We start from the raw sequence: 16665 nt of genomic DNA, 5'->3' as shown, positions 1-16665 counted from the left end.
AAACGAGTGCCAGAATTCCCCTGAATGCTTAGCGCCCTGCCCGGGGCAAGTACCAGGCAGGCCCCAATGACGTGGAGAGAAACGTGGACCCCAACACCATGACACCGGCACGCAAGAAAATCATTCTTGACTGTGACCCTGGCCATGACGACGCCGTGGCATTGCTGCTGGCGCACGGCAACCCGGACATCGAACTTCTGGCCGTGACAACGGTCGTGGGAAACCAGACCCTGGAAAAGGTCACCCGGAACGCCCTCTCGGTGGCCACCATTGCCGGCATCACCGGCGTCCCCTTCGCTGCCGGCTGCGACCGCCCCCTGGTACGCACCATCGAAACAGCTCCCAGCATCCATGGTGATTCCGGCATGGACGGCCCGGAGCAGACCGAGTCCACCATCGAGCTGGACCCGCGCCACGCCGTCGACCTCATCATTGAAACTGTCATGGCTCACGAGCCGGGCACGGTCACCTTGGTCCCCACCGCGGGCCTGACCAACATTGCCATGGCTGCCCGCAAGGAGCCACGGATCGTGGAGCGCGTGAAGGAAGTCGTGCTCATGGGCGGCGGCTACCACGTGGGCAACTGGAGCGCCGTGGCGGAGTTCAACATCATCATCGACCCCGAAGCCGCGCACATCGTCTTCAACGAAAAGTGGCCAGTGGTGATGGTCGGCCTGGACCTCACGCACCAGGCGCTGGCCACGGACGAGGTAGTGGGCCGCATCGCGAAGATCGGAACCAAGCCGGCCAAGTTCGTCATGGAACTCATGGACTTCTTCCAGAAGACCTACAAGGACGCCCAAGGCTTCGACTTCCCGCCCGTCCATGACCCCTGCGCCGTCGCCTACGTGATCGACCCCACCGTCATGACCACCCGCAAAGTCCCCGTGGACATCGAACTCCAGGGCAAGCTCACCCTCGGCATGACCGTGGCCGATTTCCGCGCCCCCGCCCCCGAGGACTGCCACACGTCGGTGGCTGTGGACCTGGACCACAAGAAGTTCTGGGACCTGGTCACCGATGCCATCGAACGTATCGGCGAACCAACGCACGACGCCGGTGCTGTCGCCACCGCCGCGGGCCGCCCCACCGACGTCGAAGTCAGCGCCACAGCAGAGGCCATCCTGGCAGGAGAGGCAAAGTAATGTCCTCCCCCGCAACAGCTTCCAAGACCTCCCGCGGCAACGTCACCGCCCTCATGGTGGCGTTGCTGGCAGCCTGTGTGGCCTTCCAGCTCAACGCCTCCATGCTCAGCCCGGCCCTGGTCACCATGGGCAACGAACTCAACACGGACCAAGCCACCATCGGCCTGTCCCAGACGTGGTTCTTCACCGCAGCTGCCCTCTTCTCCCTCTTCCTCCCCCGCCTGAGCGACATTGTGGGCCGCAAGAAGATCCTCGTCGGCATGATGCTCCTCATGGCAGTGGGCTCTGTCATCGCAGCAATGGCCCCTGACGTGACGTGGCTATTCGTGGGCCGCATCATCCAAGGTGTCAGTGGTCCCACGGTTCCCCTCTGCCTGATCATGCTCCGCTCCGCTGTGACCAACCCCCGCAAGTACGGCACCCTCATGGGCCTCATTACGGCAGTCAACGGCGGCGTGGCCGGCGTGGACTCGTTTGTTGGCGGTTACTTCGCTGAGAACTTCGGCTTCCGCAGCATTTTCTGGCTCATGGTTGCCTTGGCCCTGATCGCCACCGTCCTGATCGCCGTCCTCGCCGGCGAGAGCAAGCCCGCTGCCGGCACCACCATGGACTGGCTGGGCGTGTTCTGCATTGTCATCGCCGTTGGCGCCTTGCTGACCGCCCTGAACGAGGGCGCCAAACTGGCCACAGCCTTCGACGCCGGCACGCTGACCCTCGCGCTCGTGCTCACGGTGATTGCCGTCGTCGCGTTCATTGCGTTCTGGACTGTTGAGAAGCGCGCCAAGCAGCCCATGGTTGAGACAGTGCACCTGCGCCAGCGCTCCACGTGGGCTCCGCTGCTGACCACCACGCTGACCATGACCGGTATTTTCGCAGTGATCAACGGCATTGTCCCGGCCTACGTTCAGGCAGCCGATCCCGGATTCGGCGTTGGTCCCACCGAGATGTCGCTGATCATCCTGACCCCGTACGCCCTTCTTGGTTGGCTCTTCGGTCCGATCAGCGGCCGCCTCGCACCCGTCCTCGGCTACACCAAGGTCCTGCGCATCGGTTTGGTCGGAAGCTTGGTGGCCTTGGCGATCATCGCTTTCTTCGGCCTCAACAACCTGCCCATGATGATCGTGGGAACGGCCTTGCTGGGCATTATGTACGCCGGTACGGTCAACATCATGCTGAACGGACTGGGCGTGGTGCTCTCGCCGCAGGGCAACCCCGGTTTCCTTCCGGGCATGAACGCCGGCGCCTTCAACCTCGGCGCCGGGCTGAGCTTCCTGGTCCTTCCCGCCGTTCTCGTGGCCACGGCCTCGCTCAATGATGCCAAGGCGTCCTACCTGACGGTCGTGGTGGTGGGCCTTGTCATCACCCTCGCTGCCTTCGCGGCCTCGCTGTTGATCCCCAAGCCGGTGGACGCAGAAGTCACCGAGGACCAAGAGGTGACCGCATGACCAGCGCACCCAAGGCGGGAATCGTCGTCGTCGGTTCCCTCAACGCCGACCTCACCATCTACTGCGACCGCCTCCCCCAACCCGGCGAGACGGTCCACGGCAACGGTTTCGCGGTGAATCCCGGCGGCAAGAGCGCAAACCAAGCGGTGGCTGCCAGCAAACTCGGCGGCCGGGTCAGCCTGATCGGCGCCGTGGGAGAGGACTCCAACGGCACCATGCTCCTGGATTCGACGGCCAACGCCGGAGTGGACGTTTCGCGGGTCCTGCGCAGGGAGGTCGCCACTGGCGTCGCCGTCATTTCCGTGGACTCCAGCGGCGAGAACAGCATCATCATTTCTGCCGGCGCCAACGGCACACTCAAGCCCGCGGACGTCGCGCCGGACGCTTTCAAGGACGCGGCCGTGGTGTGCCTCTGCCTTGAGGTGGGGATCGAGACTGTGATTGCCGCCGCCCAAGCAGGGCACGACGCCGGCGCCACTGTCCTGCTCAACCTCTCGCCTTACGCGGAGGTGCCGGAGCAGCTGGCGCACTTGAGCGATGTGCTGCTGGTGAACGCCCACGAGGCTTCGCTGTTCCTTGGTGCCGAAGCGGACATTCCTGACGCTGACGCTGGGGCGGAGGCCTGGGAGCCGGTTCGGAGCCAGTTCGCGGACCGAGGTTTGCAGCGTGTGCTGGTGACACTCGGTGCCCAAGGCTCCGTGGTCCTGGATTCGTTGGCACGCGGCGCTGAAGATCAGATCACGCGCATCGCTCCGACGCGGGTATCAGCTGTTGACACCACTGGCGCCGGTGATGCCTTCACTGGTGCTGTCGCTGCACGCTTGGATGCCGGGGACTCCTTGGCAAGCGCAGCTTCCTTCGCTTCGGTTGCCGCTGCGTTGGCCGCAACCAAGAAGGGGACGCAGGCCGCGTACCCTGGCATCGCCGACGTCGAACAGCTGAGGGACGCTTAGCCCCAGTCCGGCACCCAGCTGGGTAACAGTAAACGTTCCGCTGAGGCCCCGGTGGAGCATTTGCTGTTACCTACTTGGGTTAAGCGGAGGTGCGGGCTGCCCGTTGTGCTGCGCGTTCCACGGCCTTGCGGGACAGCGCGCCGTGGCCGGCCATGAGGCGGGGAACCACGAGGTAGACGGCGGTGGGCACAACAAAGGCTGTCAGGATAAGCGCCCGCAGGACCGGGTGGAGCGGCTCCATGATGGGGCCCAGGAGCAGCATGCCGATGGAGACGAGCGGGAAGATCGCCAGCCATGTGATGAGTGCCCGCATGTGGACGGAAGGGCCCTGCGGACGGGCAGGCGCTGCTGGCTCGACGGCGATTTCGGAGGTTGTTTGTGCTGTCATGGCATTCTCCAACTAAACGGTTGCTTTTGGCTTGAGATCACCATAACCCCGCCGGGAATCAATTACAACTACTTAGTTGGAAAATGGTAATATGACCCTATGGCGTGGGACACAGAGCGAACCAAAGGACTGCTTCTTGAGGCAGCGACCTCCGAGTTTTGCGCGCGAGGACTTGCCGGCGCCCGCATCGACCGCATCGCTGCAGAAGCCGGCGTCAACAAGGAACGGATCTACCAATACTTCGGCAACAAGAACGCCCTTTTTGATGCCGTGATCGTCACCGCCCTGAGCTCGCTGATGGATGAAGTGCCCATCGAGGGCAACGGACCCGAGGCCATGGCAGACTACGCCGGCCGGCTCTTCGACCACCACCAAAAAGACGCCACCGCACCCCGCCTCCTTTTCTGGGAAGGACTGGAACGGGGCGTGGAAGTTGTTGGGCTGCCCAAGAGGATGGCCAACTGCGCCTCCAAGGTCAACAGCACCATTGCCGCCCTGCCCGGCATTTCAAGGGAAGACGCCGGAGACCTGCTCATCACCATCGTCAGCCTCTGCGATGCCGCGCCCGTCCTCCCGGCACTCGATGGACTGATGGCCGGCAACGACCCCGGCCGCGTGCAAAGGCGACGCGCCGCCGTCGTACGCACCGTCTACCTGGCGGCCGCAGCGCTGGCCACCGAAGCCTCGAACACTGATCCGGTGCTCACAACGCAGGGGTAGCCAGCTGCTCTGTGACAGCTTTGACACGAAAAGTGACTCAGTTGTGAAGTGGCCCCTAGCCAAGAAGGGGTGCCATCAATCATGCTTGCTGAATGTACTCAACGACGAGCCCATACCGCATCATCACGGTCTGCACGGGAAACATCTGCCGCTCACCCATGGCAGCACTCATGCTCACCGAAGCCTTCGCCGCGGAAGGGCTCGGCCAACTGGTGCGGGTGGACTCCGCCGGCACCACCGGGTACGAGGTGGGGCACCCGATCGACCCCCGCGCCGCCCGCGTCCTGACAGCACAGCACATCGCTTCGGAAGACCACATTGCCCGCAAGTGGCTGCACGAATGGTACGCCGAACGGGACCTGATCCTCGCCCTTGACGTTGACCACTTCGGTTGGCTCCAGGAGGGCGCCCCTGACCGGGCCTCGCTCGAAAAAGTACGGATGCTCCGCAGCTTCGATCCCCACATGGAAGGCCGCAGCTCCCTGGATCTCGGCATCGAGGACCCCTGGTACGGCGGCCACACGGACTTCGACAACACCTGGACGCTCATCAAAGACGCCATCCCCGGAATCGTGCAGTACGTCAAAGCAGCCATCGCCTCCGCCGAAGCCGCCGCGGGCCACGACCACCAGCAGGTAACCTCTATGACATGACCCCTGCACCCGTGATCATCGCTGTTGACGGCAGGTCCGGCGCAGGAAAAACCACACTGGCCGTGGAACTGGCGGCCCGTTTGCGGCAGCACCACAAAGTCTCGCTGTTCCACCTTGAGGACATTTATCCCGGCTGGAACGGCCTCATGCCCGGCATTGAGCGCTACGTCGGCACAGTCCTGACACCGCTCAGCTCCGGCCAGGCCGCCGAATGGACCAGCTGGGACTGGGAACGCCACTACGACGGCGGACTGAACGTCACGCTGCCCGCCGAAATCATCATTGTTGAAGGCGTGGGTGCTGCGGCAGAGGCTGCCCGACCCCTGCTGGACGCCGTGGTCTGGGTGGAATGCCCAGGTGAGGATCGCCGCCGTCGAGCCTTGGCACGGGACGGAAGTACCTACGAACCGTACTGGGACAGTTGGGCTGCCCAGGAGGAGCAGTGGCTTGCCTCCGATGCCGTAATCAGCGCTGCCGACGTCCGGGTCCAGAACCCCGCTGACGGCAGTGCACCGGAAGATGTCCTGCAGGCCCTCATGTACCTGCCTTCAGTTGCCTCGATCCTGTCACCGGAACTTAGTGCACGCCGCGGCCTTCAACTGCGCTCCGAACGCCTGGACGCCACCCCGGACGCAGCGTTGTTGTTCGAGTCCCTTTACGGCCGCTCCGCCAACGCCGTGTGGCTCGATTCCTCCAACGCCGCCTCGGTGGCCGGCAGGTCCCAAGCCGCGGCCCGCAGCCGCTTCAGCATCCTGGCTGACGACGGCGGCACCTTCGGCCAGTCGGTACGTCACCAGTCCGGGACTACCCGGGTGACCGCAGGTTCGGCCTCCGTCAACACCACCGGGCCGTTCTTCCGCTGGCTCGATTCCGTCTGGGGCCGACGCGCCGTCCGCGCGCCACGCGGTTACGACGGCCAGTTCACCCTCGGCTGGCTCGGCTACCTCGGCTACGAGCTCAAACGCGAAACCGGCGGCAACGACGTCGCCTCCGACACCCCCGATGCCGCCTTGCTCTTCGCCGGCCGGGCCGTGGTCCTGGATCACCGGGAACATGCCGTCTGGCTGCTCGCGTTGGAAGCGCCCGACGCCGGGGAGTGGTTGCGCGCGGCCCGCACCGCCGTCGGGGCTGCTGTTGTTGCCGCCTCTTCTGCCGAGCCTTTTGCCGGCTCTTCCGGTGCCGTCTCGGAATTCGTGAGCCGCGACTCCGCCACCGACTACAAGCGCAAGATCGCAGACTCCCAGCATGAAATCAGCGAGGGAAACTCCTACGAAATCTGCCTGACCACCACCCTCGAAGCCCCCGCCGGGGACCTGGACCCTTGGCGCAGCTACTTGAATCTCCGACGCCGGAACCCGGCACCGTTTGCCAGTTACCTCCGGTTCGGCGAACTGGTGGTGGCAAGCACCTCGCCCGAGCGTTTCCTGCGGATCCTGTCCGACGGCGGCATGCGCGCCGAGCCGATCAAGGGCACCCGGCGGCGTTCTCCGGATGCTGCCGAGGATGCTGCTTTGCGGCACGACCTCGAGACGTCGCTGAAGGACCGCGCCGAGAACATCATGATCGTGGACCTGCTGCGCAACGACCTCAGCCATTTCGCCATCCCTGGTTCCGTCACAGTCAGCCGCCTGTGCGCGATCGAGAGTTACGCAACCGTCCATCAAATGGTCAGCACCATTGACGCCCATTTGAAACCGGGCGCACCCCGGGCGGAAGCTTTGGCAGCAGCCTTTCCCGCCGGCTCGATGACCGGTGCACCAAAGATCAGCAGCATGGACATCCTGGACCAGCTCGAGTCCGGACCCCGCGGCATCTATTCGGGAGCTGTTGGCTACTTTTCGCTGAATGCGGCCACTGATCTGGCCGTGGTGATCCGTACGTTGGTGGTCAACCCGGACGGCACCGGTGGGCGGACCCTTACCCTCGGCGTGGGCGGGGCCATCACTTCAGACTCCGTGGCCGACGACGAGTACGAGGAAATCAGGACCAAGGCGTTCGGGGTGCTGTCCGCGCTGGGGGCCGGCTTCCCGGACTGACCCTGGGTCTGCTGTTGAGGACTACTGCAGCGTCGCGGTCAACCTGGCCACGTTGTCCACATACTTGGCCAGCGGGGGTCTATCCATCCAGTCTTCCAACATAAGCTCACGGGACACCTCGCGGTACGTGGACTCCACGGCCCGCATGAGGTTCACGGTTTCGGCGCCAAGGAGCATCACCGAGACCTCCATGTTCAGGGAGAAGGAGCGCATGTCCATGTTGCTGGAACCGAGGACGGCCACCTCGTCATCAATGGTGAAGTGCTTGGCGTGGAGAACGTATGGCGCACGGTACAGGTAGATGCGCACACCGGCTTCCAACAAAGCTTCGTAGTAGGAGCGCTGGGCATGGTGGACCAGGAACTGATCGCCCTTTTCTGAGACGAAGAGCTCCACGTCGACACCTCGCTGTGCGGCCGTGGTGATGGCATAGAGGAGGGAGTCGTCCGGGACAAAGTACGGGCTGCAAATGGAAATCCGGTGCTGCGCAGAGTAGATCAGTGTGTTGAACAGGCGCAGGTTGTTCTCAGTGGCGAAACCAGGGCCGCTCGGCACTACCTGGGCGGTGACGTGTCCGGGAGCCGGCTGGGTTGGCAAACGCAGCTGGTCCTCGAGGGATTCATCCGTTTCACTAAGCCAGTCCGTAGCGAACACCACGTTGAGCGTAGCCACGATTGGACCCTCAAGACGGGACATCAGCTCAACCCACTTGCGGCCCACTTTGTGGTGTTTGGGGTTGTTGTAGGACGGCTCGATGAGGTTCTGCGAGCCGGTGAAAGCAACCATCCCATCGATCACCATGATCTTGCGGTGGTTCCTGAGGTCCGGACGGCGCCATTGGCCATGGATGGGCAGCAGCGGAAGCATCCGCTTCCACTGGATCTTGCCTGCCTTCAACCGGCGGATCAGCCGACGGTAGCCCTTCACCCGAAGCGTTCCGATGTGGTCAAAGAGCAGCCTTACGGTCACTCCCCGTTCGGCAGCCTTCTCCAGCTCAGTCAGAAGGTCGTTCGTCACCGAGTCGCTGCTCATGATGTAGAACTCGGCATTGACGTAGGTCTTCGCACCCTTGACCGCCTCGGCCATGGCCTTGATGGATTCCTCGTAGCCGGGAATCAGCTCCACTTTGTTTCCGTCAACCATCGGCAGCGAACCCAGCCGGTGGTTGAGCTCTCCCGCCGATTTCACCCATTCCGGCCCGGAGTAGACGCTCACGGGATCAGCGAGGTCGGAGGTCACCGCGCGGACGCGGCGGTTGACTTCTTCCTGCTGCTCGCGCCTGCGCCTGGACAACTTGAAATTGCCAAAGAGCAGGAAGAGCACAAACCCAACGGAAGGGATGAGGAAAACAGCCAAGAGCCATGCCATGGCCGTGGTGGGACGACGGTTGCCCGGAATGATGCCCAGCAGCACGATGCGCATGATGACTTCCGCAATGGCCCACGCACCCAACAACCAGGTCCACTCCTGGCCAAACGGAAAAGGAAAGAGCACGCGATAACCCCTACGGTCCATGAACAACGGTGACCACAGCCTATCCGGCAAAGTCGTCCGCAGTGGCCCCGCACTAAGCTGGGACCATGACTTCACCTGCCCCCACGGTCCTCGTTTTCCTGGACCCAGCCTTCGAAAACGGCCGTATTGCCGATTCCAGCCAACCGCAACTCATGGCAACGGACCTGGGTGCCACCCGCGGCGACGGTGTGTTCGAATCACTCCTTGCCGTTCAAGGCCGCCCCCGCAAAGTCCAGGCGCACCTGAACCGTCTGGGCAGTTCCGCGGCAGCCTTGGACCTGGAGCTCCCCGGGCAGGACGTCTGGCGCCGGGCCATCGAGACAGCCATCAACGAATTCCGCGACGTCCACCCTGCCCCGACGCCCGAAGAGGACGAGGTCGTGGTCAAGCTCATCGTGACCCGGGGCGTTGAAGGCGCAGCCAACCCCACATGCTGGGTACAAGCGTCGCCCTCACCTGCGGGCAGTCGCCGACAGCGCGAGACGGGCATCGACGTCGTGCTTCTGGACCGCGGCTTTGATACCGAAGCCGGCGAGCGCGCACCGTGGCTGCTGCTGGGCGCAAAGACGCTCTCATACGCCGTGAACATGGCGGCGCTGCGCTACGCGCACAAGCAGGGTGCCGACGATGCCATCTTCACCTCCACTGACGGCCGGGTCCTGGAAGGCCCCACGTCCACCGTGTTGCTGGCGCACCTTGAAACAGCGGACGACGGCGATGGTTCGGCAAGGACTGTTCGTCGGCTCATCACTCCCCAGCTGGACAGCGGCATCCTCCCGGGCACCTCGCAGGGCGCATTGTTCGCTGCCGCGAAGTCTGCCGGCTGGGAATTGGGTTATGGTCCCCTGGAACCGCAGGACCTGTTCGACGCCGACGCCGTCTGGCTCATTTCCAGCATTCGCTTGATCGCCCCTGTGAACCACATCAACGGCAAGGAAATCGGCACGCCCGAGGTGCGCAAGCAGCTCACCGCGGAGCTGAACCATCTGTTCGCGGGAATCGAGTAAACATCACCCCATCAGCGGGCCTCCGGCTAAGGAGCTCCGCATGGAACCTAGCAGATAACAAGTAGAGTAATCGCTCGCATGACTAAATGATTAGGAACTCTTAGCCTCAGCCAAGGGCTGTCTGTGTGTTCAATCGCATTCCTTATTCTCCTTGAAATGGTCATTCGTCATGTGATGAATCTTGTTCTCGTGTTAGTTGGATCACGTCCGGCTGGTACTACTTCAGACTTTGCTGGCTAACTTCCCGGAGGGAATATGGGACTCAGCTCCCCCACAGAAGCCGAAGCATCGGCAACCGAGGCACAGTCCCACACTGACGCCTCGCAAACAGGATTGCGCCGGTCCATGGAGGCCCGGCACTTGGTCATGATCGCCATGGGTGGCGTCATCGGATCAGGCCTGTTCGTAAGTTCCGGATACACCATCGCCACAGCCGGCCCCTTGGGCGCTGTCCTGGCGTTCCTCATCGGCGCCGTAGTGGTTTACCTGGTGATGGCCTGTCTCGGGGAGCTCGCTGTCGCGTTCCCCGTCTCCGGCGCTTTCCACATATACGCGGCCCGCACCATCGGCCCCGCCACAGGATTCGCCACTGCGTGGCTGTACTGGCTTTGCTGGGCGGTTGCCCTGGGTTCGGAATTTACAGCGGCCGGCCTCCTCATGCAGCGCTGGTTCCCAGGCGTCGACGTCTGGATCTGGTGCTTCATCTTCGCCACGGTCCTGTTCACACTGAACGCCATTTCATCGCGTGTCTTTGGCGAATCGGAGTTCTGGTTCGCGCTTATCAAGGTTGCCGCCGTCGTCGGCTTGATAATTCTCGGTGGCGCAGCGCTGGCGGGATTCCACCCCCTCGCTACGGGAGACTATCCCTCCTTTGGTGAGAATTTCAGCACGCCGGCGGGCCTGTTCCCCAACGGTTTCACCGGCGTCTTCGTTACCTGCCTGGCTGTCTTCTACGCCTTCTCCGGCTCGGAACTGATAGGCGTTGCCGCGGGCGAAACCGCCAACCCGGGCGCCAACATCCCCAAGGCCATGAGGACCACGGTCATCCGGCTCATGATCTTCTTCGTCGGGGCGATCCTGGTCATCGCGGCCACTATCCCCTACGAAAAAGTCAGCGTGGACGAGAGCCCGTTCGTCACCGTTTTCTCGATGCTCGGCATCCCCTATGCCGCGGACATCATGAACTTCGTGATCATCACCGCGCTGCTCTCCGCTGGAAACTGCGGCCTCTTCTCCTGTGCACGCATGCTCTTCTCACTCGCCGATGAAGGCCACGCACCGCAGGTATTCAAGAAACTCACCAAGCGCGGCATCCCGATGGTGGCGCTCTGCGTGAGCATGCTGGGCGGCTTGGCCTCATTGATCAGCAGCGTGGTGGCTCCGGCCACGGTCTATCTTGTGCTCGTCTCGGTAGCCGGCTTCGCCACCGTGGGTGTCTGGATGTCCATCGTGGCGTCGCACTTCATTTACCGGCGGACTTTCATCAGGAACGGCGGAGACCTCAGCACACTGCCGTACAAGGCCCCATTGTTCCCGCTGGTCCCGATCCTGGCGTTCGCACTTTGCCTTGTATCGCTGATCGGTATCGCGTTCGATCCCAACCAGGTCGCAGCACTGTTGTTCGGCGTTCCGTTCGTGGGCGCCTGCTACGCCGTCTTCTACTTCAAGTACGGCCGACGCCGGTCGCTCAAGAAGGCAGCGGACGCATAGTTCTTCTTGGTTCGTAGCTTCCTGACCTTGTTTGGAGACAGCTCAGCCCCTGGACAACCTTTACGGGTTGATCAGGGGCTGAGCCCATCTCAAAGAGGGTCAGGACGCCACACCTCCCGGACCTCCACCACCCACATTGAACCCGGGCAGCCCTGACACGCCGGGCAAGAGGTGTGTCGGATCGGCCCTGCGAGCCAAAGTTGGTGGCGGAGGCACGCCCCACATTTGCTGGGCCTACTTCTCACTGGGTTACTTCTTGCCTGCGCGGACCGGGTGCTCGCTCAAGATAGACAGCCGGTTGAAAGCGTTGATGCCGATCGCAGCCATGCAGAGCACACTGATTTGCTCGTCGCTGTAGTGCTGCCGTGCCTTCTCAAAGAGCTCATGACTGGGCCGTGAAGAACTCATGCGGGTTATTTGCTCAGCGATTTCCATGGCCGCCACTTCAGCGGAATCAAAGAGCTGAACTTCCTTGTAAACAGCTACCAAGGACAACCGTTGTTCTGTTTCACCGAACTTCAGGGCCCGGCGATGGTGAAGGTCAAGGCAGAAGGCGCAACCATTGATCTGCGAGCACAAGTAGTTGACGAGTTCGAGCGTGCGACGCGAGATTCCCAGTCGGTCGGCTTCGTCTACAAGTTGCTGGGAATAGTGGCTCAGCGTGGCATAAAGTTCCGGCTGTTGCTTGTCCAGATAGCCGGCCAGACGTGGTTTTGTTTCCTGTTCGGGCATGGTTGGAGCCTAGCGCAAAGGGCCCATGCAGCCTGACGCGAGAGGGTTCGCCCCAAACCCAGGGGACCTGAGAGAAGGTCCGCCCCCAACCCCGGGGGATGTGAGAGAAGGTTCGCCCCAAACCTCGGGGACCTGAAAGAGGGTTCACCCCAAACCCGGGGGACCTGAAAGAGGGTTCACCCCAAACCCGGGGGACGTGAGAGAAGGTGCGCCCCCAAACCCGGGGATGTGAGAGAAGGTGCGCCCCCAAACCCGGGGGACCTGAAAGAGGGTTCACCCCAAACCCGGGGGACGTGAAAGAAGGTGCGCCCCCAAACCCGGGGGATGTGAAAGAGGTTCTATTCGCGCGCGGCAGGGGTGTCGGCGGCCAGTCGGATGCCGTGCTCGGCCAGCCATGCCGGGTTGAAGGCCTTACTCAGGTAGTTCGTGCCGGCGTCGGGCGCTATGGCCACCACCACCGAACCGTGCGGCGCAGCACGGGCCACCCGGACAGCCGCGGCCACCGCGAGCCCGGAGGACGGGCCAAGCGCCAGGCCTTCTTCGTCGAGAAGCCTGTGGACGGTGGTGTAGACCTCGTCGTTGGGAATGCGCAGGAATCGGTCCACAATGGAGCGGTCGAATGCCTTGGGCCATTCGGGTTCCGGCCAGGAGTTACCCACGCCATCCACCAGGATCTCGCCGGGGTGCCCGCCGCTGTAGGCGGAGCCATAGGGGTCGGCTCCAACAACTTCCAGGTGCCCGCCGGGCCGTGAATCCGCCACGCGTTCCTTCAGGTACCGCCCGTTCCCGCTGATGGTCCCGCCGGTCCCTATGCCGGCAACGAAGTGCGTGACCTGGCCGCCCGTCTGCTCCCAGATTTCCGGTCCGGTGGTTTCATAGTGCGCCAAGGGATTGGCGGGGTTGTCGAACTGCATTGGCCGCCAGGCACCGGGTGTCTCTGCGGTGATCCGGGCGGCTACTGCGCGGGCGTTCTCCGGTGACTCGGACGGCGCATTCCAGTCAGTCAGGATCACGCGGGCCCCGTAATTGTGAAGCGCAGCGAGCTTTTCTTCGGAGATCGTATCGCCCGTCACCACCACCACTGGGTGGCCCGTCAGGTGCCCGATCAGTGCCAGGCCGATCCCCGTGTTGCCCGAGGTGCTCTCCACAATGGTGGCTCCCGGCTTCAGTTCGCCTGACTTCTCGGCCGCGCGAACCATGCTGAGGGCGGTGCGGTCTTTGATGGAGCCCCCGGGGTTCTCGGACTCAAGCTTGATGTGGATGGTGCTCCCCAGGCCGCGGCCCAGCGACTCCAACTTCACCAAAGGCGTGTTGCCCACTTTGTCCAGGACCGAGGCGTCCAGCCCGTCCGGGGTAGCCGTTGCCGAGTGGACTCCGTGTTTGCGAATTGTTGTGTTCACCGCAACTCCGCCCCTTCCTCTGTTTCCGGGAGTACTCGGTCCGTGGCGTCCCGCAGTGCAATCCGCGCCCGTTCCACGAGGTCGGGCGCCGCCGGCCTGTCGGCCAGCACATCAGCGAGTCGACCCACGACGACGGCTGTCCCCTTCCCGAGCGGCTGCGCGGCTCCCGCTTCCAGCAGCAGATAGGACGCCGTCAATGCCTCGATTGCCAACAGTTTTTCCAGCACTTCCACCGACTTTTCGAGTTGCTGCAGGGCCAAGGGGGCCAGCGTTGAGTGGTCCTCGACGTCGGCGGACAGCGTTGGTGCGCCGAGGGTGGCCGGGGCGGCCAGGAACTTGAGTTCGGCCAACAGCCCGGCGGCGGAGTACCACAGCAGCCCGGGCAGTTCCTCCTGGGCAAGCCCGGCAGCCGGGGCAGAGTCCAGTCCGGCCCCGGGTCCAGACCCCGCAGACGGGGCTTTAGTCGATGCTGCTTGCAAGTGCCTGGCCCGGATGGCCCGTTGCGGCGGATACAGCTTGGCGATGCGCCGCTCGCTGGAGATCCCCACGTGTGCCACCGCGACCCGCAGGCCTTCGAACGCAAGGGCCAGTTGCATCGGCTGGAAGTTCCCGCCGGACACCATGAGCCCGGACTCGACATCAACCAACGGATTGTCGCCGCGACCATTCAGCTCTACCTCCAACGCAGCATCCAGCTGCGCCACGAGGGATCGAAAAGCCCCGTGCGTCTGCGGTGCGGCCCGGAAGGACAACGCATCCTGCACCGACACCTCGGGACGCACATCTTCCATCCAGCCACCACTGAGCAGGTGGCGCACTGCAGACGCCGAGTCACCCTGGCCGTTTACCGCCTTGGCCGCTTGGATGGCCGGCGAAAACGGACTGAGGTTCCCGCCGCCGTCGTACCTGGCGGTGGTCTCCAGCGAGAGGGAAAGCGCGACGTCGGCCAGGCGGGCCAAGTATTGCAACCGCACCAGGGCGAGGGTTCCGACGCCCACGGAGTAGGCGTTGGCGCTGACCAAGGCGAGCGCTTCGCCGGGCGCTAGGACCAGTGGCTGCAGGCCGGCGTCGGCGAGCGCTTTGGCTCCGGGGATCAAAGTGCCGTCGGCGTCGAAGGCTTGGCCCTCACCAATGGCAACGGCTGCGACGGCGGCCAGCTGGGTGAGGTCCGAGGAACCCACAGAGCCTTCGCGCGGGATGGCGGGAAGGACTCCACGGTTCAGCATCTCCCCATAGAAAGCGGCTGTTTCCGGGCGCACGCCGGAACCTCCCCGGCTGAACCCGATGAGCCGGGCCAGGATCACAGCGCGGGCAGCGGAACGGTCCAAGTAGGAGCCCACGCCGCTGTTGTGATACCTGACGACTTGGATTTGATACGCCAGCAGCGACTTCTCCTCCACAGCGGTATCCCTGCCGGATCCAAGCAAAGTGTTGAGCCCGTAGACCCGCTGTCCGGAGGCCGCCGCATGCTCCAGAACATCCCGTGAGCGGGTCATCAGAGTCAACGCATCTTGGTTGAGTTTCACGTGGAACGAGGACTCAGCCGTTAGGGCAACACTCCGCGCGGAAATCGGCGTCGTTCCCAAATGAAGGGCGCGGGGCCCAGCAGAGGCCATCAAAAGTCCAGGAGGTTCTGCCGGAACCCACCATTGCCGTAACTCTTCCTCAACAGGCCACGGCGCCGCAGTTCGGGAGTGAGTTTATCCAGTACCCCATGGACCGTCACCGGATCCACGAAACCGGAAAAGAGGAACCCGTCGCCGCCCACCTCGGAGCCGGTGGACTCAAGGTAGTCGGCAATCTGGCCCACGGTGCCGATGATCGAATCCCCTGCCCCGCCGCTCCGGGCCTGCAGGATCTCACGCAAAGTGGAACCGGGAGGCGCCGCCTTGGCGAAGTGTTCCAAGGTCCCCTGGTTGCTGTTGGTACTCAGTTCCGGCAGTGGAGCATCGAGGTCGAATTGTTTGAAGTCGATCACCGAAAGATACGAAATGGAGTTGAGCTGGCTGTCGATGTCCCGCTGGGTGAGTTCACGGCGCTGGGCCCGCAAGTCCTCAGCTTCGGCAGTTGAGCCAACCACGGTGGGCTTCAGGACGAAAAGTACCTTGACGTCGTCGGGGTTCCTGCCTGCCTTGGCGGCCTCGGCACGGATGGAGTCCCGGTAGGCCTTCATACCGTCAACGCCGCGGGCCAAGGCAATGGCGACGTCGGCATGGCCACCTGCGAACGCCTTCCCCCGCGGTGACGCGCCGGCCTGCACCAACACGGGTTCTTCAGGCAAAGGCGCCGTGTTCAGGGGACCGCGTACCTTGAAGAAGTCGCCGTGGTGGTTGATCGGATGCACTTTGCTGTGGTCCGCGAACATGCCGGCTTCCACATCCTCAACCACAGCGCCAGGTTCCCAACTCCGCCAGAGCCGCCTGACGACGTCGACGAATTCCTCCGCCTTTTCATACCGGAGGTCGTGTTCGATCTGCTGGTCCAGCCCGTAGTTCTGCGCGGCGAGGTCGCTGCCGGACGTCACCACGTTCCAGCCCAGCTGCCCTTCCGAGAAGTGTTGCAGCGTGGCCAGGAGCCGGGCGGCTGTGAAGGGCGGATAAAAGGACGCGCTGACCGTCGGGACGATCCCCAGGTGCTCGGTGGCGGACAGAAGATACGGGACCAGCGCCAGGGGATCATGCTTGGGCGCGAAGGAGGCATGAGCCAGGGAGACCTCCGCCGATCCGCCGTACGTGTCCGGCACGGTGAGGGAATCCTCAATGATGAAGAGGTCCAAACCGGATTGTTCGAACGCCCGGACTGCGTCCTGGTACAGGGCGGGTTTCTTCCAGTCGTAGCCCAGGCCGTAGCCCGGCGTCCCCCACCCCTGGACACCGAATCCGTGGCCTACAAACCATCCAAAGTGCAGCATGGGCTTGAGTGTAGAACTGCTCTGTCCGTTCACCGCGACCTGATTTCATG

Annotated in this window: 14 protein-coding genes; 8 read left to right on the top strand and 6 right to left on the bottom strand. The window is 63.4% G+C overall.

Annotated features, from left to right (window positions below; genetic code table 11):
• Positions 1-98 precede the first annotated feature (98 nt).
• From uriH to AC6JA3_RS02800, 3 genes are read left to right on the top strand one after another with little or no spacing between them, the layout of a single operon-like run.
• On the top strand, positions 99-1145 hold the full coding sequence (gene uriH, locus AC6JA3_RS02810) for a uridine-preferring nucleoside hydrolase UriH (protein ID WP_497920617.1): 1047 nt from the start codon (positions 99-101) through the stop codon (positions 1143-1145).
• Positions 1145-2590, top strand: a complete 1446-nt coding sequence (gene uriT / locus AC6JA3_RS02805; protein WP_347782522.1) for a uridine transporter UriT — start codon at positions 1145-1147, stop codon at positions 2588-2590. The genes uriH and uriT overlap by 1 nt, the downstream gene beginning before the upstream one ends.
• Positions 2587-3543 (top strand): ribokinase, encoded by a 957-nt coding sequence (locus tag AC6JA3_RS02800; RefSeq protein WP_347782521.1) that lies wholly within the window; start codon positions 2587-2589, stop codon positions 3541-3543. Before uriT ends, AC6JA3_RS02800 begins: the two co-directional genes overlap by 4 nt.
• A gap of 79 nt (positions 3544-3622) precedes the next feature.
• Here AC6JA3_RS02800 and AC6JA3_RS02795 read toward each other — a convergent pair whose 3' ends face one another.
• Positions 3623-3931, bottom strand: a complete 309-nt coding sequence (locus AC6JA3_RS02795; protein WP_091552343.1) for a putative antibiotic biosynthesis monooxygenase — start codon at positions 3929-3931, stop codon at positions 3623-3625.
• Between the two features lie 99 nt (positions 3932-4030).
• Here AC6JA3_RS02795 and AC6JA3_RS02790 point away from each other — a divergent pair, with 99 nt between their 5' ends.
• The 3 genes from AC6JA3_RS02790 to pabB all read left to right on the top strand — a co-directional run bounded on the left by AC6JA3_RS02790 (position 4031) and on the right by pabB (position 7340).
• Positions 4031-4651: a TetR/AcrR family transcriptional regulator gene (locus AC6JA3_RS02790; protein ID WP_347782520.1), complete on the top strand. Its 621-nt coding sequence runs from the start codon at positions 4031-4033 to the stop codon at positions 4649-4651.
• Positions 4652-4743: 92 nt separating this feature from the next.
• Positions 4744-5304: a low molecular weight protein-tyrosine-phosphatase gene (locus AC6JA3_RS02785; RefSeq protein WP_026543360.1), complete on the top strand. Its 561-nt coding sequence runs from the start codon at positions 4744-4746 to the stop codon at positions 5302-5304.
• On the top strand, positions 5301-7340 hold the full coding sequence (gene pabB, locus AC6JA3_RS02780) for an aminodeoxychorismate synthase component I (RefSeq protein WP_347782519.1): 2040 nt from the start codon (positions 5301-5303) through the stop codon (positions 7338-7340). Before AC6JA3_RS02785 ends, pabB begins: the two co-directional genes overlap by 4 nt.
• A gap of 21 nt (positions 7341-7361) precedes the next feature.
• On the opposite strand, the gene cls is transcribed toward pabB, so the two are convergent.
• Complete coding sequence (gene cls / locus AC6JA3_RS02775) at positions 7362-8834, bottom strand: cardiolipin synthase (RefSeq protein ID WP_091552348.1); 1473 nt, start codon at positions 8832-8834, stop codon at positions 7362-7364.
• An 86-nt stretch (positions 8835-8920) separates the two neighbouring features.
• Here cls and AC6JA3_RS02770 point away from each other — a divergent pair, with 86 nt between their 5' ends.
• Positions 8921-9862, top strand: a complete 942-nt coding sequence (locus tag AC6JA3_RS02770; protein WP_026543357.1) for an aminodeoxychorismate lyase — start codon at positions 8921-8923, stop codon at positions 9860-9862.
• A 255-nt stretch (positions 9863-10117) separates the two neighbouring features.
• Positions 10118-11572, top strand: a complete 1455-nt coding sequence (locus AC6JA3_RS02765; protein ID WP_026543356.1) for an amino acid permease — start codon at positions 10118-10120, stop codon at positions 11570-11572.
• A gap of 249 nt (positions 11573-11821) precedes the next feature.
• Here AC6JA3_RS02765 and AC6JA3_RS02760 read toward each other — a convergent pair whose 3' ends face one another.
• The 4 genes from AC6JA3_RS02760 to AC6JA3_RS02745 form a co-directional block, all read right to left on the bottom strand.
• On the bottom strand, positions 11822-12304 hold the full coding sequence (locus AC6JA3_RS02760) for a carboxymuconolactone decarboxylase family protein (protein WP_347782518.1): 483 nt from the start codon (positions 12302-12304) through the stop codon (positions 11822-11824).
• A 338-nt stretch (positions 12305-12642) separates the two neighbouring features.
• Entirely contained in the window at positions 12643-13704 is a 1062-nt protein-coding gene (locus AC6JA3_RS02755) for a PLP-dependent cysteine synthase family protein (protein WP_347782517.1), read from the bottom strand.
• Positions 13701-15320: an aromatic amino acid ammonia-lyase gene (locus AC6JA3_RS02750; RefSeq protein WP_347782516.1), complete on the bottom strand. Its 1620-nt coding sequence runs from the start codon at positions 15318-15320 to the stop codon at positions 13701-13703. The genes AC6JA3_RS02755 and AC6JA3_RS02750 overlap by 4 nt, the downstream gene beginning before the upstream one ends.
• Positions 15320-16648, bottom strand: coding sequence for an NtaA/DmoA family FMN-dependent monooxygenase (locus AC6JA3_RS02745; protein WP_347782515.1), 1329 nt, complete (start codon positions 16646-16648; stop codon positions 15320-15322). Before AC6JA3_RS02745 ends, AC6JA3_RS02750 begins: the two co-directional genes overlap by 1 nt.
• Positions 16649-16665 lie beyond the last annotated feature (17 nt).

It is taken from the genome of Arthrobacter sp. TmtSoilC79, from assembly GCF_059739405.1.
Note: the sequence above shows the minus strand (reverse complement) of the source record. Positions and strands in the feature narration are given on the sequence as shown.